Origin of the sequence: Leifsonia stereocauli (genome assembly GCF_038432415.1) — a bacterium.
Taxonomy (GTDB): Bacteria; Actinomycetota; Actinomycetes; order Actinomycetales; family Microbacteriaceae; genus Orlajensenia; species Orlajensenia stereocauli.
On record NZ_JBCAUN010000001.1, the window covers coordinates 1,137,577 to 1,157,000 of the forward strand.

Below are 19,424 nucleotides of genomic sequence, written 5' to 3' on the forward strand. Positions count from 1 at the left end.
GTGGGAGGTTACAGCCTATCGACCCGCGGACGCTCAGGCGTCGAGATGGGCGCGAATGGCCCCTGCGAGGGTCGCACCGATGCCGGACACCTCGGCGATCTCCTCGGGTGTCGCGAGCTTGAGACGGGCCACGGATCCGAAGTGCCGCAGAAGTTCGCGCACGCGTGCCGGTCCGAGACCCGGCACCTCGCCGAGCACCGACGCGATGTCGCGCTTGCGCCTGGTGCGCTGGTGGGTGATGGCGAATCGGTGGGCCTCGTCGCGGATGCGCTGGAACAGGAACAGGGCCTCGCTGTTGCGCGGGAGGATGACCGGGAAGTCGGAGTCCGGCAGCCAGATCTCCTCGAGGCGCTTCGCGATGCCGCAGAGCTGGATGCCGGTGACACCGGACTCCAGCAGCGCCCGCTGCGCGGCGGCGACCTGCGGTTGGCCGCCGTCGACGATGAGCAGGTTGGGGCTGTAGCTGAACTTGCGCCGTTTCGCCGGCTCGACGACGCCGTCGGCCGTGACGACCTCGATGGGGTCGGGCTCGGACTCGGGGTCGGTGAGGTAGGCCAGCCGTCGCGTCAGCACGCGGTGGATCGAGTCGGTGTCGTCGGTCGTCTCGGGGATGTTGAACCGGCGGTACTCGTCCTTGCGCGGCAGGCCGTCTTCGAAGACGACCATCGAGGCCACGACGTTGGTTCCACTCAGGTGGGACACGTCGTAGCACTCCATGCGAAGCGGGGCGTCGGCCATGCCGAGGGCCTCCTGGATGTCCTCCAAGGCCTTCGAGCGCGAGGTGAAGTCGGCGCTGCGACGCGTCTTGTAGAGCATGAGCGCGTGACCGGCGTTCTGGTTCGCGGTGTCGAGGAGGGCTGCCTTGTCGCCGCGTTGGGCGGCTCGCAGCCGCACCTTCGTGGGGCTGCGCTCCTCGAGCCAGCTCTCGAGCGCGGGGGCGTCCTCCGGCAGTTCCGGCACCACGATCTCGCGCGGCGGCGTGAGCCCCTCTGCATAGACCTGCGGCACGATCGAGTCGACCAGTTCGGCCATCGACATGTCGAGTTCCTTGTCGACGACCCACCCGCGCACACCGCGGATGCGACCGCCCCGCACGACGAAGAGCTGCACAGCCGCGGCCAGCTCGTCGTGCACGATGCCGAACAGGTCGATGTCGACGGAGTCCCGGAGCACGACGGCACTCTTCTCGAGCACGGCCTCGAGGGCCACCACCTGGTCGCGCCGGCGGGCGGCGAGCTCGTAGTTCTGCTCCTCCGATGCCGCTTTCATCTCCTGCGTGAGCTCTGCGACCATGCGACGATCCTGGTTGGCCATGAAGGAGACGAACCTCTTCACGGCCTCGCGATGCTCCTCGACGGTGACCTTGCCCGAGCACGGCCCGAAGCAGCGGCCGATCTGGCCGGCGAAGCACGGCTTGCCCGACTGCATGGCGCGCTTGTAGTCCGAGTCCTTGCAGGTGCGGATGGGGAACGCCTTGATCATCAGCTCGATGACCTCGTCGACGGCCCACTTCTTCGGATAGGGCCCGAAGTATCGCGCCCCGCGGATCTTGGTGTTGCGGGTGACCAGCACCCGCGGCGCCTCATCGCCGAGGGTCACCGCCATGTAGGGATAGGACTTGTCGTCCTTGAACATGACGTTGAACGGCGGATCGAACTCCTTGATCCAGGTGAACTCGAGCTGGAGCGCCTCCACCTCGTTGCCGACGACGGTCCACTCGACGCCGGCTGCGGTCGTGACCATGCGGCGGGTGCGCTCATGCAGGGTGTGCAGCGGCGCGAAGTAGTTGCTGAGACGCGCGCGGAGGTTCTTCGCCTTGCCGACGTAGAGCACCCGGCCGGTGGCGTCACGGAAGCGGTAGACGCCCGGCTGCGTGGGGATCTCCCCCGCCTTCGGTCGGTATGACAGGACGTTCGCCATGGGCCTCAGCCCGCGACTCGGGCGATGACGCCGTGGTTCTCCGCATCCGCTTCGAGCACCTCGCGCAGGAACTGGCCCGTGTGGCTCTTCTTGCTGCGCGAGACAGCCTCGGGCGTACCTGTGGCGATGATCTGGCCACCGCCCGAGCCGCCCTCCGGTCCGATGTCGATGACCCAGTCGCTCGACTTGATGACGTCGAGGTTGTGCTCGATCACGATCACGGTGTTGCCCTTGTCGACGAGTCCGTTCAGCACGATGAGGAGCTTGCGCACGTCTTCGAAGTGCAGACCCGTGGTCGGCTCATCGAGAACGTAGACGCTGCGCCCGTTGGACCTGCGCTGCAGTTCCGTCGCCAGCTTCACGCGCTGCGCTTCTCCCCCCGAGAGCGTCGTGGCGCTCTGGCCGAGGGTGACGTAGCCGAGGCCGACGTCGACGAGGGTCTTGAGGTAGCGGTGGATGGCACTGATCGGCTCGAAGAACTCGGCTGCCTCGCTGATCGGCATCTCGAGCACCTCGGAGATGTTCTTGCCCTTGTAGTGCACCTGCAGGGTCTCGCGGTTGTAGCGCGAGCCGCCGCAGACCTCGCACGCGACGTAGACGTCAGGCAGGAAGTTCATCTCGATCTTGATGGTGCCGTCGCCGGAACATGCCTCGCAGCGGCCGCCCTTGACGTTGAAGCTGAACCGGCCGGGCAGGTACCCGCGGGCCTTCGCCTCATTGGTCTCGGCGAACAGGTTGCGGATGCGGTCGAACACACCGGTGTAGGTTGCCGGGTTCGAGCGCGGAGTGCGGCCGATCGGAGCCTGGTCGACGTGCACGACCTTGTCGAGGTGGTCGAGCCCGGTGACGCGAGTGTGCTTGCCGGGGAGCTTGCGGGCACCGTTGAGCTTGTTGGCCAGCACTCGGTAGAGCACGTCATTGACGAGTGACGACTTGCCGGAGCCGCTCACGCCGGTGACGGCTGTGAAGGTGCCGAGCGGGAAGTCGACGGTGACCTTGCGCAGGTTGTTCACCTCGGCGCCCACGACGGAGATCATGCGCTCCTTGTCGATCTTGCGCCGGGTGTGCGGCGTGATGATCTCCTTGCGGCGCGACAGGTAGTCGCCGGTGAGCGAGCGCTGGTTCGCGAGCAGGTCATCGTAGGACCCGGAGTGCACGACCTTGCCGCCGTTGACGCCGGCGCCGGGTCCGATGTCGACGATCCAGTCGGCGGTGCGGATGGTGTCCTCGTCGTGCTCGACGACGATGAGCGTGTTGCCGAGGTCGCGCAGCGCGAGGAGCGTCTCGATGAGGCGGCGATTATCGCGCTGGTGCAGGCCGATGCTGGGCTCGTCGAGCACGTAGAGCACGCCGGTGAGCCCCGACCCGATCTGGGTTGCCAGACGGATGCGCTGGGCCTCGCCGCCCGACAGGGTCGCTGCGGCGCGGGACAGGTTGAGGTAGGTGAGCCCGACCCTGATGAGGAAGTCGAGGCGCACCTTGATCTCGCGCAGTACCTGCGCTGCGATGGTCTGCTCACGGTCGGTGAGCACCATCTGGTCCATGAAGCCGCGGGCGTCGGTGAGGCTGAGTTCGGCGACGTCGGCGATGCTCGAGCCGTGGATGAGCACCGAGAGCACCTCGGGCTTCAGCCTCTTGCCGTCGCAGACGGGGCACGGCACCTCGCGCAGGTACTCCGACCAGCGAGCACGCTGGACGTCGGTCTCCGCCTGCAGGTACTGACGCTCGATGTAGGGCACCACGCCCTCGAAGCCGGAGGTGTAGCTCATCTCGCGGCCGTAGCGGTTACGCCACTTGACGCGCACCTCGAAGTTCTCGCCCCGCAGCACGGCGTTGCGCGCGTTCTCGGGCAGCTCGCTCCAGGGCGTCTTCAGCGAGAACTTGAGGTCTCGGGACAGGCCCTCGAGCAGCTTCTCGTAGTAGTTGTAGAGGCTCTTGCCCTGCGAGGTCCACGGCAGGATGACGCCCTCGGCGATGCTGAGTTCGTGGTCGCCGAGCAGCAGGTCCTCGTCGACCGACATGCGCGTGCCGAGGCCGGAGCACTCGGGGCAGGCGCCGAACGGGGCGTTGAACGAGAACGTGCGCGGCTCGATCTCGGTGAGCTGGATCGGGTGGTTGTTCGGGCATGACAGCTTCTCGGAGAAGTTCTGCCAGGCGTCGGGGCCCGTCGCGTCGACGTAGTTGATGCTGACGAGACCGTCGGTGAGCCGCAGGGCGGTCTCGAGTGAGTCCGTGAGACGGCCGAGGATCTCGGGGCCCGCGACGAGGCGGTCGATGACGACGGAGATGTCGTGCTTGACCTGCTTCTTGAGCACGGGAGGCTCACTCAGCTGGATGGCCTCGCCGTCGACGATGGCACGGGAGTAGCCGGATGCGGCCAGCTCCTTGAACAGGTCGACGAACTCGCCCTTCTTCTGGGAAACGACGGGGCTGACGATCTGGTAGCGGATGCCGGCATCGAGCTCCATCAGCTGGTCGGCGATCTGCTGCACGGTCTGGCGCTGGATGGTCTCGCCGCAGATGGGACAGTGGGCGACGCCGATGCGCGCCCAGAGCAGGCGCATGTAGTCGTAGATCTCGGTGATCGTGCCGACGGTGGAGCGCGGGTTGCGGTTCGTCGACTTCTGGTCGATCGAGACGGCTGGGCTCAGGCCCTCGATGAAATCGACGTCGGGGCGGTCGACCTGGCCGAGGAACTGACGGGCGTAGGCCGACAGCGATTCGACGTAGCGACGCTGCCCCTCGGCGAAGATGGTGTCGAACGCGAGCGACGACTTGCCAGAGCCCGAGAGGCCGGTGAAGACGACGAGCGAATCACGCGGAATGTCGAGGTCGACGTTCTGGAGATTGTGCACGCGGGCACCGCGAACGCTCAGTTGGGAGTGGTTTTCGACCTTTGACACAGACACCCCAGAAGTCTACGAGGCCCCACTGACACTCTCCCCCGGGTGGCACGTGCCCACAGCGAACGGGACCGAGCTGGGAGGTGACGCGGGGGTCGTGTCGAGGGCGGGATCCTCGAGGTCCGCCCAAGGATGCCCGCCGAACCCCGACCTCGACGATCCCGCCCTCGACACTCATGTGCTCCGATGGGCAAAGTGTCAGTTTGAGTTGACAGATCGCATCTGTCAGTTCAGACTGACAGCATGGACCATGAAAAGAAGACCGAGGCGGTGGATCCCGCCACCGGCCTGCGGGCCGTGCTGGCCCTGCATCGACTTGCGGAGCGCGTCGAGGCCACCCACGTCGCCGCAGCGCGCGCGGCCGGATGGTCGTGGGAGCAGATCGGGGACGCGCTCGGCGTCACCCGCCAGTCCGTGCACACGAAGTACGCGAAGGAGGAACGCCATGTTCGAGCGATTCGCAGTTGAGGCCAGGAACACCGTGGTGCGGTCCGTCGAGGTCGCTGGCCGTCGGGGCGACCGACGACTCGGAACCGAGCACCTGCTCTTGGCCGCACTCCACGACGACGGGATCGCGTCAGCGCTCGGCGTCGATGCAGCAGCAGCCGAGGCCGCGGCCGACGCGGCGGACCGAGAGGCACTGTCCGAGATCGGCGTCGATGTCGCCGCCTACGGGCCACTGGTGCACGCCGTCGGAACGCCGCGGCCGCGCCTCACGGCCGGCGGGAAGGTCGTGATGAAGCGGACACTCGAGTACGCGGTCGTGGAGCGGTCACGGCGGATCGAACTCCGCCACCTCGTGCTCGCCCTTCTCGAGCGGCCCGAGCCAGACCCTGCCGCCGCACTGCTCTCCAGACTCGGCATCGACCCGGCCCGGGCCCGCTCAGCCCTGCAACCCCGGTGACGGAGTAGGCGCCAGTCGCAGCGCCACTCCGGAAGAGCCAGCCCCACACCATGCGCATGAGGGACAAGGTCAGATGTGGCCGGCCTTCTCCATCTGACGCAACTCGCGCTTCAGATCGGAGAGCTCGTCGCGGAGGCGCCCGGCGAGCTCGAACTTGAGCTCACCGGCAGCCTCGAGCATCTGCGAGTTGAGGTCTGCGATGAGATCCTCGAGCTGATTCGCTCCGGCGGCGGCGATGCCCTCGCGCCGCAGGTTCGGTGTCGGCGCCTTCTTGCGGGCATCGCGGCCACGCAGGAGCTCCGCGGTGTCGGCCTCCTCGCGCTGGAGCACGTCGGTGATGTCGGCGATGCGCTTGCGCAGAGGAGTCGGATCGATTCCGTTGAGGGTGTTGTACTCGACCTGACGCTCGCGGCGCCGCGTGGTCTCCTCGATGGCCTTCGCCATGGAGTCCGTCATCACGTCGGCGTACATGTGCACCTCGCCGGAGACGTTGCGGGCGGCGCGACCGATGGTCTGGATGAGCGAGGTCGACGACCTGAGGAAGCCCTCCTTGTCGGCGTCCAGGATCGCCACCAGGGACACCTCGGGCAGGTCGAGCCCCTCACGCAGCAGGTTGATGCCGACGAGCACGTCGTAGACGCCGGCCCGGAGTTCGGTGAGCAGTTCGACGCGACGCAGGGTGTCGACATCCGAGTGCAGATAGCGCACGCGCACCCCGGCCTCGGTGAGGAAGTCGGTGAGCTCCTCTGCCATCTTCTTGGTCAGCGTCGTGACCAGGATGCGCTCGTCCTTGGCCGCACGCAGGCGGATCTCCTCGAGCAGGTCGTCGATCTGGCCCTTGGACGGCTTCACGACGATCTGCGGGTCGACGAGTCCTGTCGGACGGATGATCTGCTCGACCACGCCGTCGGCGATGCCCATCTCGTACCGGCCGGGGGTGGCCGAGAGGTAGACTGTCTGGCCGACGCGCTCCTTGAACTCGTTCCACTTGAGCGGCCTGTTGTCGAGAGCGCTCGGCAGGCGGAAGCCGTGCTCGACCAGAGTGCGCTTGCGCGAGGAGTCGCCCTCGTACATGGCGCCGATCTGCGGAACCGTCACGTGCGACTCGTCGATGACGACCAGGAAGTCGTCGGGGAAGTAGTCGAGCAGGCAGTGCGGGGCCTCCCCCGGCGCGCGGGCATCGATGTGCCGAGAGTAGTTCTCGATGCCCGAGCAGAAGCCGATCTGCTCCATCATCTCGAGGTCGAACGACGTGCGCATGCGCAGGCGCTGGGCTTCGAGAAGCTTTCCCTCGCGCTCGAGCTCGATGAGCCGCTCGTGCAGCTCGGTCTGGATCGTGCCGATGGCGCGCTGCATGACGTTCGTCGACGCCACGTAGTGCGATCCGGGGAACACCGCGACGGCATCGAGCTTGCGCACGATGTCGCCGGTGAGCGGATGCAGGCTGTAGAGCGCCTCGATCTCGTCACCGAACATCTCGATGCGGATCGCCAGCTCCTCGTACATGGGGATGATCTCGATGGTGTCGCCCCGCACCCTGAAGTTTCCGCGGGAGAAGTCGACGTCGTTGCGCTGGTACTGCATCGAGACGAACTTGCGGATGAGCCAGTCGCGGTCGACCTTCTGCCCCACCTGCAGCGCCATCATCGCGTTCATGTACTCGTCGGGGGTGCCGAGGCCGTAGATGCACGACACCGTGGAGACCACGATGACGTCGCGCCGGCTCAGCAGCGAGTTCGTGGTGGAGTGGCGCAGGCGCTCGACCTCGGCGTTGACCGACGAGTCCTTCTCGATGAAGGTGTCCGTCTGCGGAACGTAGGCCTCGGGCTGGTAGTAGTCGTAGTACGAGACGAAGTACTCGACGGCGTTGTTCGGCATGAGCTCGCGGAACTCGTTCGCGAGTTGCGCGGCGAGCGTCTTATTGTGCGCGAGCACGAGAGTGGGCCGCTGCACCTGCTCGATGAGCCAGGCCGTTGTCGCCGACTTGCCGGTTCCGGTGGCCCCGAGCAGCACTACATCGGTCTCGCCCGCGTTGATCCGGCCGGCCAGTTCGGCGATGGCTGTCGGCTGATCGCCGCTCGGCGTGTACTCGCTGATGACCTCGAAAGGGCGCACGGAACGTGTCGGTTGCATGGTTTCAAGTCTAGGTTCGCCCACCGACACTTCGACGGGGCGGGGTCCGCTGACGGCGGACAGGTCTCCGCCGCCGAGGCGCTCTAGGCCCGGGTGGCCAGCTCTTCGCGCACGCGCGCCCAGAGTGCATCCGTCTGGCTGACGGTGTGACCCAGCGTGCCGTCGGTGTCGATCACGACATCGGCGATCGACAGGCGCTGGGTGTCGGACGCCTGGGCGTCGATACGCGCCTGCGCGTGCTCCTCGGAGAAGCCGCGGATGTCGACGAGGCGCTCCGCCCGGGTCTTCTTCGTGGCGTGGGCCACGACGACGAGGTCGAACGGATGATCCACCTCGGCCTCCACGAGCAGGGGGACGTCGTAGACCACGACGGCGTTGGGCCTCGCGGCGTCGGCCGCGGCGAACAGACGGGCAGACAGTGCACGCACCAGAGGGTGCACGATGCCGTTCAGCCGATCGAGAGCCGCGGCATCCGAGAACACCAGCTCACCGAGAGCCGCCCGATCGAGGGATCCGTTCGGGGCGATAACCGCGTCGCCGAAGGCCTCGCGGATCTGGGCCAGCCCTTCGGTTCCCGGCTCGACGACCTTGCGCGCCAGTTGGTCCGCATCGATGTGCACGGCACCGTGCTCCACGAGACGCCGTGCGATGGTGGATTTCCCCGAGGCGATTCCGCCTGTCAGTCCGATGAGGTACACAGTGGTGATCCTACTCGCAGGGCCGCCTCAGCGGACTGAGGTCAGCATCCGGGAAGCCACGGTTCGGCGATCCAGGCATCTGTGACGTACGGCAGCTGGATCTCGGGCGCCCGGGTCTCTGGGTGGGAATCGAGTACGCGCTCGATGCGTTCCAGCATCGCCGAGCGGTCGGTCGCGGCGGCTGTGAGGTAGTAGCTGCGCGTCGTCGCGAGCTCGAGCAGGCCCTGCCGGGTGGTGCGGGAGGTCCAGCGCTCCTCCCGCTTGGCCGTCAACTCGAGTCCGGCCCCGAGGGTCGGGTGGAAGGCGGTCGCCTCGTGCAGCCCTCGGTGCATCGCTGCGGACAGCGCGTCGACCCACGGGATCGTGTCGTCGCGGGAGTTCCAGATCAGCGCCAGCCGTCCGCCGGGTCGGAGGACACGCAGGACCTCACGTGACGCGGCCTCGGGGTCGACCCAGTGCCAGGCCTGGGCCACCGTGACGAGGTCGACCGAGTCGTCGGCGAGCGGGATCGCCTCGGCCGAGCCGACGAGAGTGCGCACCTGCGGCATCCGCTCGCCCAGGACCTCGAGCATCTCCGGCGAGGGATCGACGGCGGTGACGGATGCCGCGAGCTCGACGAGCCGCTCGGTGAGCTTGCCGGTCCCGGCGCCGAGATCCAGCACCTCGAGATCGCCGGCGGCTTCGTCCGACGCATTCGCCGAGCCGCCTATGAGCCAGCGGACGGTCTCAAGCGGGTAAGACGGCCGATGCGCGTCGTAGCCGCCGGCGTTCGCGCCGAACGACGCCGCGTGGTGTGAATCACGAACCATGCCGCACAGCCTAGGTGCAGGCCGTCACGACCTGCGTCTCGCCGACCTTGGTTCCGGAACTGGTCCAGCCCTCGTTTCCCGAGCCGGTGTAGGTGGTGCCGCTCCGCGTCACTGCCATGGTGCCTCCGCCGCGCGGCCCGGTGGCGAGCCACGAGCCCAGCGGCTTGGCGATGAGCTTCTGGTACTCGGTCGATCCGCGGCCGTACTTCGCGGCAAGCACGGCATCCCAGTCGACAGTCGCGGTCCAGCCGACGTAGAACTGCGAGTACCCCGTCACTGTTCCGCGGATGCACGCGTACTCGAAGCCGTTGTAGCTGGTGATCTCGAAGGGCCCGACGGTATAGGTGGACGGGCCGGCAGCGGAGACCGCCGGCGGCTTGCCCTCGACGTACACGCAGATGGAGACGTCCTGCGCCTGGCTCCCCGAGAGCGAGTTCAGCCCGGTGATCGTGAGGATTCCGCTCGCGTTCGGTCCGCTGGTCGTCGCGCCGGGTTCGATCTGCGTGGGGACGGCACCGTTGAAAGGTGCCCGCTTCGTGTCGATGGTCAGAACCCAGGGAACGGGAGTGCTCGAGGTCGTGCCGACCTTCAGACCGGAGGTGCAGAACTGCACGGGGCTCCCGAGCTGCCAGTTCAGGGCCACGATGGTCGTCGGACCCGAGCCCGAGATGATCGGGTTCCCGCTGGTGGGCGGAGTCGGCGTCGGCGTGGGTGTCGACGACCAGGTCCCGGCCGAGACCCCTGCGGTCACCGGAGCGGTCGCGTTCCACGCCGCATAGCTGGCTCCAACGACACCCGGAAGCGCGACGGCGGCCGCGATCACGCCGACCACGAGGGCTGCGGTGATGAGGATCCAGCGCTTCACACGAGGTCCTTCGGGTGGTGTTCCGAGGCTGGTTCGCCTGGGTGGGGAGCATGGGACGAGTCACGCTAACACGGAGCGGATGCCCGAAGGCGAGCATCCGTCACCCCAAAGGCGGCCACACCCGAGGACTGCTCACCGGCCAGGAACGATGAAACGGCCGGGTCCAGAAGGACCCGGCCGTTCATTCCGTCAGACGGATCTAGTTGTTGCTCGAGAGCTTCTCGCGAAGCGCGGCGAGCGACTCGTCGTCAGCGAGCGTGCCGGCGGAAGCCGACTCGCTCGTGAACGAGGAACCTGCAGCGGCAGGAACCGCGGCGATCTCGTCGTTGGCCGTTGCGACCTGCTTCTTGTGAGCCTCCCAGCGAGCCTGGGCAGCTGCGTACTCCTGCTCCCACTTCTCGCGCTGGGTCTCGAAGCCCTCGCGCCAGTCGTTGGTCTCCGGGTCGAAGCCCTCGGGGTACTTGTAGTTGCCCTCGTCGTCGTACTCGGTGAGCATTCCGTAGAGCGCCGGGTCGAACTCGGTGCCCTCGGGGTCGACACCCTCGTTGGCCTGCTTGAGGCTCAGCGAGATGCGGCGACGCTCGAGGTCGATGTCGATGACCTTGACGAAGACCTCTTCGCCGACGGACACGACCTGCTCGGCGAGCTCGACGTGCTTGCCGGAGAGCTCGGAGATGTGGACGAGGCCCTCGATGCCGTCTGCGACGCGCACGAACGCACCGAACGGAACGAGCTTGGTGACCTTACCCGGAGCGACCTGACCGATCGCGTGGGTACGGGCGAACACCTGCCACGGGTCCTCCTGGGTGGCCTTGAGCGAAAGCGACACGCGCTCGCGCTCGAGGTCGACCTCGAGGATCTCGACGGTGACTTCCTGACCGACCTCGACGACCTCGCTGGCGTGCTCGATGTGCTTCCAGCTGAGCTCGGAGACGTGGACGAGACCGTCGACGCCGCCGAGGTCGACGAACGCACCGAAGTTGACGATCGACGAGACGACGCCCTTGCGGACCTGGCCCTTGTGGAGGTTGTTCAGGAAGGTGGTGCGGCTCTCGGACTGCGTCTGCTCGAGCAGGGCACGGCGCGACAGGACCACGTTGTTGCGGTTCTTGTCGAGCTCGAGGATCTTGGCCTCGATCTCCTGGCCGAGGTACGGCGTGAGGTCGCGCACACGGCGAAGCTCGATGAGCGATGCCGGGAGGAATCCGCGGAGTCCGATGTCGACGATGAGTCCACCCTTGACGACCTCGATGACCGAACCGGTGACGACACCGTCGGCCTCCTTGATCTTCTCGACGTCGCCCCACGCACGCTCGTACTGAGCACGCTTCTTCGACAGGATGAGCCGGCCTTCCTTGTCCTCCTTCTGGAGAACGAGGGCCTCGACGGTGTCGCCGACGTTGACGACCTCGGAGGGGTCGACATCGTGCTTGATGGAAAGCTCGCGCGAGGGGATGACACCCTCGGTCTTGTAGCCGACGTCGAGGAGAACCTCGTCGCGGTCGATCTTCACGACGGTGCCCTCGATGAGGTCTCCATCATTGAAGAACTTCAGTGTCTTCTCGACCGCGGCAAGGAAGTCTTCGGCTGAGCCGATGTCGTTGATGGCGACCTGCTTCGTTGCCTTCTCGGTCGTTGCGGTTGTCATGTAGTAGTTGCTCCAGTACGGACAGGATCAGGCCGCTCGCGGTGATGTTGCAGAGTTTGGTTTTCCGCGAGAGGCGTGCGGATAGATGTCACAAATGTGACAGTCCAGACTACCCGTTTCGAGGGGCCGATCGCAAACCGTCCGCCGCAGGCCCGGCCGGCAGCAGGATGTCGCGGAGCGCCGGCTCCAGATCAGGCCAGATGAAGGCGTAGCCGGCGTCATCCAGACGCTCCGGCACCACCCACCGGCTCTTCAGGACGAGCTCGGTCTCGGTGCGGATGACGGCGGATCCCACCTCGAGCATCCAGCGGTGGGCGGGCAGGGCGAAGCGCACGCCCAGCACGCGCCGCAGGGTCGCCATGAACGTGCGGTTGTCCGACGGATGCGGCGAGCTGGCGTTCACGATGCCGTCGACGTCGGGATGCTCGACCAGGAAGTCGATGATGCCAGCGACGTCGTCGATGTGGATCCAGCTGAACTTCTGCGCTCCCCCACGGGCACGAAACGCGTGCTGTGTTCCGTTCCGCTTCCGCGCGCGCGTGGCGAACCAGCGGCCGTCGACCTGCGGGCCGCCGAGGCCGAACCTCGCCAGCATCACGAGCGGTGGCATGACGCTCCCGTCGCCGAGCACGATCGCCATGCGCAACGCGACCCTGCGGGTGCCGGGCAGGGCGTCGGCGAAGAGTTCGGCCTCCCAGGCCTTCGCGACGGCGACGGAGAATCCCGTGCCGAGCTCGCCGGTACTCTCCGTCATCGGTCGGTCCTCGGCGTGCCGGTAGACGGTCGCCGTCGACGAGTTGACCCAGAGGGCCGGAGGCGCGGTCGTCGCCGCGATCGCGCGGCGCAGCTCGGCCGTGGTCTCGAGACGCGAGCGGAAGATCTCGGCCCGGTTCGCTTCCGTGTACCGGCAGTTGACGCTCTTTCCCGCGAGATTGATGAGCAGTTCGGAGCCGTCGAGCATGGCCGTGATGCCGGCAGCGTCACCCCACCGCGCATCGGCACCGGAGCGGCCGATGGTGCGCACCTCCCACCCGGCATCCTCGTAGCGTGCGATCAGCACCCGCCCGATGAAGCCCGATGCTCCGGCGATGACGACTCTCCGCGTCACTTCTCCCCCGCGGTCACTGCGATCTCGGTTGCTGCGATGGTGATGGCGTAGGCGAACGAACCCGAGTACTCGTACAACCGCCCGACGACGGGCAGGTCGATCGCCACGGCCACATGCTGCCGTGCGCTGGCATCGTCGAAGCGCTCGACCAGCGTCACTCGTGGCGCGAGGAGTCGGGGAAGCTCGAAGCGCAGCCATCCGAGCCGCACGCCCACCCGGGTCGAGTCGAGGACCAGTGCGCCGTCGACGACGGCGGCCCGGAACGCAGCCCGCACCACTCCCCCGCGGCGGCCGTGGCCGAGCTCGTCGATGAGGCCGATGGGGGTCATCGAGACCCTGTCGACCATGGTGCGCTCGCCACCGTCGAGGTCGAAGATCCTGCGGGCGACGACGGCCCCATCGGGAGTGCAGCGATTCTCGACGGTGAACGGCACATCGCGCTGCCAGACCGGGAACACCACCCCGGAGCGGGCGAGCACGGCGAGCACGGGCCAAGTCCATCGTCGCGGGGTGCCGACGACGTCGAACACGCCGCTGCCCCGCCCGACCGAGCCGGCCGGAACCGGCGCGAAGTAGGCATGGAGACGCGGATGCAGCTCCGCGACCGCGTCACCGAGCGCGCGCTCGTAGGGAGAGAGCGGATGCCCCACGCTCAGCCGAGCAGGCTGGAGCGGAGGGTGTCGAGGCCGACGCCACCCAGGTCGAGGGCGCGCCGGTGGAACTCCTTGATGGAGAACGCCGACCCCTCGCGGGCGGCGGCGTCGTCGCGCAGCTGCTCCCAGATGCGCTGGCCCACCTTGTAGGACGGCGCCTGGCCCGGCCAGCCGAGGTAGCGGTTCACCTCGAAGCGGATGAACTCGTCGCTCATGTTGACGTTGGCGCGCATGAACTCCAGTGCGTACTCCGCGGTCCACGGCCCGTTGCCGTCCGGACGCTGCTTCTCGAGGTGGACGCCGATGTCGAGCACGACGCGGGCGGCCCGCATCCGCTGGCCATCGAGCATGCCGAGGCGGTCTGCGGGGTCGTCGAGGTAGCCGAGCTGCTCCATGAGTCGCTCGGCGTAGAGAGCCCACCCCTCGGCGTGGCCGGAGGTGCCCGCCAGCTGACGTCGCCAGGTGTTGAGCTTCGCGCGGTTGTAGACGGCCTGCCCGATCTGCAGGTGATGGCCGGGAACACCCTCGTGGTAGACGGTGGTGAGCTCGCGCCAGGTGTCGAACTCTGTCACGCCGACGGGCACGGACCACCACATGCGGCCGGGGCGGGAGAAGTCGTCGGTCGGCCCGGTGTAGTAGATGCCGCCCTCCTGGGTGGGGGCGATCATGCACTCGAGCGTGCGGATCTCCTCGGGGATGTCGAAGTGCGTGGCACCGAGTTCGGCGACCGCGCGGTCGCTGGTCTCCTGCATCCAGCGCTGGAGGGCATCCGTGCCGTGCAGCTTGCGGCTGGCATCGCCGTCGAGGAACTCGATCGCCTCCTGGACGGATGCCCCGGGCTTGATCTCGCGGGCGATCGCCTCCTGCTCGGCCACCATGCGGGCGAGCTCCTCGATGCCCCACTCGTAGGTCTCGTCGAGGTCGATGGTGGCGCCGAGGAAGTGCCGCGACTGCAGCGCGTAGATGTCGCGGCCGACGGCGTCACGGTCGGTTGCTGCAGGCTCGAGTTCGTTGGCGAGGAACTCGGCGAGTTCGCCGTAGGCGGTGGCCGATGCTCCGGCGCAGGCGGAGAGTTGCTTGGCGAGGGAGGCGGGGAGGTCGCCATCGGCGAGTTCCGCGTCGGCGACGAAGCTGGAGAAGAAGCCGTCGTTCGCGGCGAGCTTGCGCGCCTGGGTGAGGACCTCGCGTACCTGGCGCTTGGCTGGAGTGACACCCTCTCGGATGCCCTGGCGCAGTGTCTCGATGTAGCCGTCGAGAGCCTCCGGAAGGGCGCCGAGGCGCGTGTCGATGGTCTCCCAGTCCTCCACGGTGTCCGTGGGCATGAGGTCGAAGGCGTCACGCAGGTCCTGCACGGGGCTGGCGATCACATTCAGGTCCCGCAGGTGCAGGCGGGCATCGTGGCTCTCGATGGCCAGCCGCAACTCGCTCGCCAGGTCGGCCTGGGTGACGGTGTCGATGTCGTCGACGGGAGCGGCCGATTCCAGCGCGGACAGCACCTCTCGACCGGCGTCGACGACGGCATCGCGGCCGGCCGGAGACAGGTCCGCGAAGCGGTCGTTGACCTCGGTGCGTCCGATGTAGGTACCGAGGGTCGGTTCGAGCACCACGAGGGTGTCGACCCAGTCCTCGGCGATGCGGTCGATGGCAGTGGGGGTACGCGGGGTGTCAGCCGTCATTCTTCGAGCCTATGGGCTGGGAGCGCCCCCGTGCTCGAACCGGTCAGTGCGCCGCGGAGTCCCAGTCGTCTCCGCGGCCGACCTGCACCTCGAGCGGCACCAACAGGTCGGCGGCGCCGGCCATGCGACCGCGCACGATCTTCTCGAGCCGCTCCCACTCGCCGTCGACGACCTCGAAGATGAGCTCGTCGTGCACCTGGAGGAGCATGCGCGAGCCCAGTTCGGCTTCGGTCACGTCCTGCTCGATGCCGATCATCGCGATCTTGATGATGTCGGCGGCCGAGCCCTGGATCGGCGAGTTGAGCGCCGCACGCTCAGCACCCTCGCGCAGCACGCGGTTGGGACTGGCGAGTTCGGGGAACGGACGACGGCGACCGAAGATCGTCTCTGTGTAGCCGTCGACCTTGGCCTGCTCGACGACCTGGCGGAGGTAGGCGCGTACGGCGCCGAAGCGCTCGAAGTAGTCGCCCATGAGCTGCTTGGCCTGCGCCGTGTCGATGCGGAGCTGCTTCGACAGGCCGAAGGCGCTGAGGCCGTAGGCCAGGCCATACGACATGGCCTTGACCTTGGTGCGCTGGAGTGCTGTGACGTCCTCGGGCTCGACGCCGAAGATGCGCGCGCCAACGAACCTGTGGAGGTCCTCACCGGAGTTGAAGGCCTCGATGAGTCCGGGGTCACCCGACAGATGTGCCATGATGCGCATCTCGATCTGCGAGTAGTCGGCGGTGAGCAGTGTCTGGTAGCCGGAGCCGGCCTGGACGGCCGCACGGATGCGGCGACCCTCCTCGGTGCGCACGGGGATGTTCTGCAGGTTCGGGTCGTTGGAGGAGATGCGCCCGGTGGCCGAGCCCACCTGCACGTAGGTGGTGTGGATGCGGCCCGTCGCGTCGATCGCCTTGTCGAGCGTCTCGACGATCTGGCGCAGCTTCGTCGCGTCGCGGTGCTGCAGCAGCAGGTCGAGGAAGGGGTGCGGGTTCGACTCCTGCAGGTCGGCCAGGGCACCGGCATCCGTCGAGTACCCCGTCTTGTTCGCGCGGGTCTTCGGCATGCCCAGCTGGTCGAACAGCACGTCCTGGAGCTGCTTCGGCGAACCGAGGTTCACCTCCCGGCCGATCTCGGCGTAGGCGGATGCCGCGAGGCCAGCTGCCTTCTCGCCCAGCTCGCTGGAGAGGGCGGAGAGCTGCTCGTGGCTCACGGTGACGCCGCGGAGCTCCATGTCGACGAGGGCGAGGAGCACCGGGATCTCGATGTCGGAGAGCACGCTGCGGGAGCCCTCGGAGAGTTCGCCGAGGATGACCGGAGCCACCCGCAGCGTGTACCAGGCCTGGATGGGCGGGCCGGCGACAACGGAGTCGTCTGGCACCAGCTGATTGGCGTCGGCCTCCGGCATGACCTCGTGCAGGTAGCGCTGCACGAGCTGGGCGAGGTTCTTCTCCTGCAGGCTCGGGCGCAGCAGCCAGCCGGCGACCAGGTTGTCCGTGCGGAGGCCACCGAGGACGAGGTCGCTGCGCTTCAGGGCCTTCAGCTGCGGCTTGGCGTCGGTGAGGATCTTGGGGGCGTCGCTGGCGAGCCAGGTCTCGAACGGCAGGTAGTCGGCTCGGCCGGCCTGCCACGGGATGTCGAGCACCTCGGTGGCGCTCGCGACGCCGAAGCCGATGACCTTGCCGTCGAGGGTCTCGACCGAGAGGCCGAGTCCGTCGGGGTGGGCGGCTGTGGCCTTCTCGAACCAGGCGCGCAGCTCCTCGTCGAGGAGCTGGCGCGGGGTCGGAGTGGCCGGAACGCCCGGGGCGGCGGCCGCGATCTCGGCGGCACCCTCGGCACCGGCGGTCGTGCCGCTGCCCTCGAGCTTGTAGACGCGGTCGAGGAGTGTGCGGAACTCGAGGCGGCCGAAGATCTCCCGCACCGCGTCCTCGTTCATCTTCTGGCGCGTCAGGTCCGTCGGGCCGACGGGGAGTTCGACGTCGTCGACCAGGCGGTTGAGGCGTCGGTTGCGCACGGCGTTCTCGCGGTTGTCGCGGAGGTTCTGGCCGACGACGCCCTTGATCTCGTCGGCGTTGTCGAGGATGCCCTGCAGCGAACCGTAGAGGCCCAGCCACTTGACGGCCGTCTTCTCTCCGACCTTGGGGATGCCGGGAAGGTTGTCGCTGGTCTCTCCGACGAGCGCAGCGACCTCGGGATACTGCTCAGGGCGGATGCCGTAGCGCTCCTCGACCGCCGCAGGGTCGTAGCGCTTGAGCTGCGAGACCCCCTGGGAGTTCGGGTAGAGCAGGGTGACGTTCTCGTTCACCAGTTGGATGGTGTCGCGGTCGCCCGAGACCAGGAGCACGTGGAAGCCCTGCTCGACACCCTGCTTAGCGAAGGTGGCGAGGATGTCGTCGGCCTCGTAGTCCTCCTTCTCGACCGTGACGATGTTCATCGCAGCGAGCGCATCCTGCAGGAGCGGAATCTGCCCGATGAACTCGGGCGGGGTCTCGCCGCGGGTGCCCTTGTACTCGGCGTACTCGCGGGTGCGGAAGGAGTGCCGCGAGATGTCGAACGCCACGGCGATGTGGGTCGGCTTCTCGTTCTGGAGCAGCAGCAGGAGCATCGACAGGAAGCCGTGGATGGCGTTCGTGTGCTGCCCGTCGCGGGTACGGAAACTGTCGACGGGGAGGGCGTAGAAGGCCCGGAAGGCGAGCGAGTGGCCGTCGATGACGAGGAGGGTAGGCTTTTCGGCGTCTGACACGACCCCAGACTACAAGCCGCATCCGACACGCTCCGGCACCGCGGATGCCCCGACCGACAGGCGACGATGAGCGACGAGACCCCCGACCGGATCGACTGGGTTCAGACCCGGGGCATGGGAGCCCTCGCCGAGAAGATGGGGATCGAGTTCACCGAGTTCCGCGTCGAGCGATCGGTGGCGCGGATGCCGGTCGAGGGCAACACGCAGCCCGCGATGCTGCTGCACGGCGGCGCCTACGTCGTGCTCGGCGAGTCGCTCGGATCGATGGCCGCGAACCTCTTCGCCGGCGAGGGCAAGCTCGCCGTCGGCATCGAGATCAACGCCACGCACACGCGCTCCGCCACGAGCGGCTGGGTCACGGGCGTCTGCACGCCCATCCACCTCGGGCGTACGCTGACGACGCACGAGATCGCCATCTCGGACGATCAGGGGCGGCGCTGCTCGACCATCAGGATCACGAACCTGATCAAGGACGTCTCCGGCCGCTGAGCCTTCGCTCGCTGAGGTCCGCGCGAAGGGCGCGACCGAAGCGAACGCGGTGCACGCCACAATCGGCGCTTCGGCCGCGGACCTCGTCCGGTCCTCAGCGAGCGGGTGAGACCGCTACGCCTTCTTGGGCGCAAGCTGCTCGATGATCGCCTGGGCGACGTCGTGCATGGTGAGACGGCGGTCCATCGACGCCTTCTGGATCCAGCGGAACGCCTCGGGCTCCGACAGGCCCATCTTCTCGTTGAGCAGGCCCTTGGCGCGATCGACGAGCTTGCGGGTCTCGAAACGCTCGACGAGGTCGCCGACCTCGGCCTCGAGGGCGATGATCTGGGCATACCGGGCGAGGGCGATCTCGATGGCGGGCAGCAGGTCGTTCGGCGTGAACGGCTTGACGACGTAGGCGAGGGCACCGGCCTCGCTGGCCTGCTCGACCAACTCCTTCTGGCTGAAGGCCGTGAGGAGGACGACCGGGGCGATGTGGTTCTTGGAGAGCTGCTCTGCAGCCTGGATGCCCGTCATCTTCGGCATCTTGACGTCCATGATGACGAGATCGGGGCGCAGCTCGGTCGCGAGGGCCACTGCCGTCTCGCCATCTCCGGCCTCTCCGACGACGTCGAAGCCGTTGTCGCGGAGGATCTCGACGATGTCGAGACGGATGAGGGACTCATCCTCTGCGACGACGACGCGCCGAGGGGGAACGGTGGAGGTATCTGCGTCAGTCACGTCGGAAAGCCTACGGTATCCTGATGCAGGCTCGTGCGCCGGTGTGGCGGAATGGCAGACGCGGAGCACTCAAAATGCTTTGTCGAGAGACGTGTGGGTTCGAGTCCCACCACCGGCACGATACACAGAGAGAACGGCCCGACCCTGCAGGAGTCGGGCCGTTCATCATG

General features: G+C 67.5%; 15 protein-coding genes and 1 tRNA gene. 4 read left to right on the forward strand and 12 right to left on the reverse strand.

From position 1 onward, the window contains the following. Positions 1-33: 33 nt before the first annotated feature. Together uvrC and uvrA are read right to left on the reverse strand one after the other, a co-directional pair. Positions 34-1,920, reverse strand: coding sequence for an excinuclease ABC subunit UvrC (uvrC, locus tag AADV74_RS05570; RefSeq protein ID WP_342112494.1), 1,887 nt, complete (start codon positions 1,918-1,920; stop codon positions 34-36). Positions 1,921-1,925: 5 nt separating this feature from the next. After that, a complete protein-coding gene (uvrA, locus tag AADV74_RS05575; RefSeq protein ID WP_342112495.1) occupies positions 1,926-4,829 on the reverse strand; it encodes an excinuclease ABC subunit UvrA in 2,904 nt (967 codons plus the stop codon). Between the two features lie 237 nt (positions 4,830-5,066). Here uvrA and AADV74_RS05580 point away from each other — a divergent pair, with 237 nt between their 5' ends. Continuing rightward, complete coding sequence (locus tag AADV74_RS05580; RefSeq protein ID WP_342112496.1) at positions 5,067-5,291, forward strand: helix-turn-helix domain-containing protein; 225 nt, start codon at positions 5,067-5,069, stop codon at positions 5,289-5,291. Further along, complete coding sequence (locus AADV74_RS05585; RefSeq protein ID WP_342112497.1) at positions 5,269-5,727, forward strand: Clp protease N-terminal domain-containing protein; 459 nt, start codon at positions 5,269-5,271, stop codon at positions 5,725-5,727. Before AADV74_RS05580 ends, AADV74_RS05585 begins: the two co-directional genes overlap by 23 nt. 69 nt (positions 5,728-5,796) lie before the next feature. Here the strand turns inward: AADV74_RS05585 and uvrB are convergent, their stop codons facing one another. The 9 genes from uvrB to polA all read right to left on the reverse strand — a co-directional run bounded on the left by uvrB (position 5,797) and on the right by polA (position 18,042). Further along, a complete protein-coding gene (uvrB, locus tag AADV74_RS05590) occupies positions 5,797-7,860 on the reverse strand; it encodes an excinuclease ABC subunit UvrB (protein WP_342112498.1) in 2,064 nt (687 codons plus the stop codon). Positions 7,861-7,943: 83 nt separating this feature from the next. Next, on the reverse strand, positions 7,944-8,558 hold the full coding sequence (coaE, locus tag AADV74_RS05595; protein WP_342112499.1) for a dephospho-CoA kinase: 615 nt from the start codon (positions 8,556-8,558) through the stop codon (positions 7,944-7,946). A gap of 41 nt (positions 8,559-8,599) precedes the next feature. After that, a complete protein-coding gene (locus tag AADV74_RS05600; RefSeq protein WP_342112500.1) occupies positions 8,600-9,367 on the reverse strand; it encodes a class I SAM-dependent methyltransferase in 768 nt (255 codons plus the stop codon). Between the two features lie 10 nt (positions 9,368-9,377). Then, the gene (locus AADV74_RS05605; protein ID WP_342112501.1) at positions 9,378-10,232 is read right to left on the reverse strand and encodes a hypothetical protein; all 855 of its coding nucleotides are present in this window, start codon (positions 10,230-10,232) and stop codon (positions 9,378-9,380) included. Positions 10,233-10,431: 199 nt separating this feature from the next. After that, the gene (gene rpsA / locus AADV74_RS05610) at positions 10,432-11,880 is read right to left on the reverse strand and encodes a 30S ribosomal protein S1 (protein WP_342112502.1); all 1,449 of its coding nucleotides are present in this window, start codon (positions 11,878-11,880) and stop codon (positions 10,432-10,434) included. 109 nt (positions 11,881-11,989) lie between these two features. Next, the gene (locus AADV74_RS05615; protein ID WP_342112503.1) at positions 11,990-12,988 is read right to left on the reverse strand and encodes an epimerase; all 999 of its coding nucleotides are present in this window, start codon (positions 12,986-12,988) and stop codon (positions 11,990-11,992) included. Then, complete coding sequence (locus AADV74_RS05620) at positions 12,985-13,638, reverse strand: DUF4166 domain-containing protein (RefSeq protein ID WP_342112504.1); 654 nt, start codon at positions 13,636-13,638, stop codon at positions 12,985-12,987. The genes AADV74_RS05615 and AADV74_RS05620 overlap by 4 nt, the downstream gene beginning before the upstream one ends. 2 nt (positions 13,639-13,640) lie before the next feature. Then, complete coding sequence (locus tag AADV74_RS05625) at positions 13,641-15,317, reverse strand: DUF885 domain-containing protein (protein ID WP_342112505.1); 1,677 nt, start codon at positions 15,315-15,317, stop codon at positions 13,641-13,643. 43 nt (positions 15,318-15,360) lie between these two features. Further along, positions 15,361-18,042 (reverse strand): DNA polymerase I, encoded by a 2,682-nt coding sequence (gene polA, locus AADV74_RS05630; protein WP_342112506.1) that lies wholly within the window; start codon positions 18,040-18,042, stop codon positions 15,361-15,363. A 66-nt stretch (positions 18,043-18,108) separates the two neighbouring features. Here polA and AADV74_RS05635 point away from each other — a divergent pair, with 66 nt between their 5' ends. Further along, positions 18,109-18,531, forward strand: a complete 423-nt coding sequence (locus AADV74_RS05635) for a hotdog fold thioesterase (RefSeq protein ID WP_135119499.1) — start codon at positions 18,109-18,111, stop codon at positions 18,529-18,531. A gap of 114 nt (positions 18,532-18,645) precedes the next feature. Here AADV74_RS05635 and AADV74_RS05640 read toward each other — a convergent pair whose 3' ends face one another. Further along, positions 18,646-19,254 carry an ANTAR domain-containing response regulator gene (locus tag AADV74_RS05640; protein ID WP_055818249.1) on the reverse strand — a complete coding sequence of 203 codons (609 nt, stop codon included), beginning with the start codon at positions 19,252-19,254 and terminating at the stop codon, positions 18,646-18,648. 37 nt (positions 19,255-19,291) lie between these two features. Here AADV74_RS05640 and AADV74_RS05645 point away from each other — a divergent pair. After that, a tRNA-Leu gene (locus AADV74_RS05645) sits at positions 19,292-19,372 on the forward strand. The last annotated feature ends 52 nt before the right edge of the window (positions 19,373-19,424 follow it).

What these genes read in the sequence shown, in the direction of transcription:
- AADV74_RS05635 (WP_135119499.1), top strand. Translation starts at nt 18,109, where the DNA reads ATGAGCGACGAGACCCCCGACCGGATCGACTGGGTTCAGACCCGGGGC.
- uvrB (WP_342112498.1), bottom strand. Translation starts at nt 7,860, where the DNA reads ATGCAACCGACACGTTCCGTGCGCCCTTTCGAGGTCATCAGCGAGTAC.
- rpsA (WP_342112502.1), bottom strand. Translation starts at nt 11,880, where the DNA reads ATGACAACCGCAACGACCGAGAAGGCAACGAAGCAGGTCGCCATCAAC.
- AADV74_RS05625 (WP_342112505.1), bottom strand. Translation starts at nt 15,317, where the DNA reads ATGACGGCTGACACCCCGCGTACCCCCACTGCCATCGACCGCATCGCC.
- uvrC (WP_342112494.1), bottom strand. Translation starts at nt 1,920, where the DNA reads ATGGCGAACGTCCTGTCATACCGACCGAAGGCGGGGGAGATCCCCACG.
- AADV74_RS05585 (WP_342112497.1), top strand. Translation starts at nt 5,269, where the DNA reads ATGTTCGAGCGATTCGCAGTTGAGGCCAGGAACACCGTGGTGCGGTCC.
- AADV74_RS05580 (WP_342112496.1), top strand. Translation starts at nt 5,067, where the DNA reads ATGGACCATGAAAAGAAGACCGAGGCGGTGGATCCCGCCACCGGCCTG.
- AADV74_RS05600 (WP_342112500.1), bottom strand. Translation starts at nt 9,367, where the DNA reads ATGGTTCGTGATTCACACCACGCGGCGTCGTTCGGCGCGAACGCCGGC.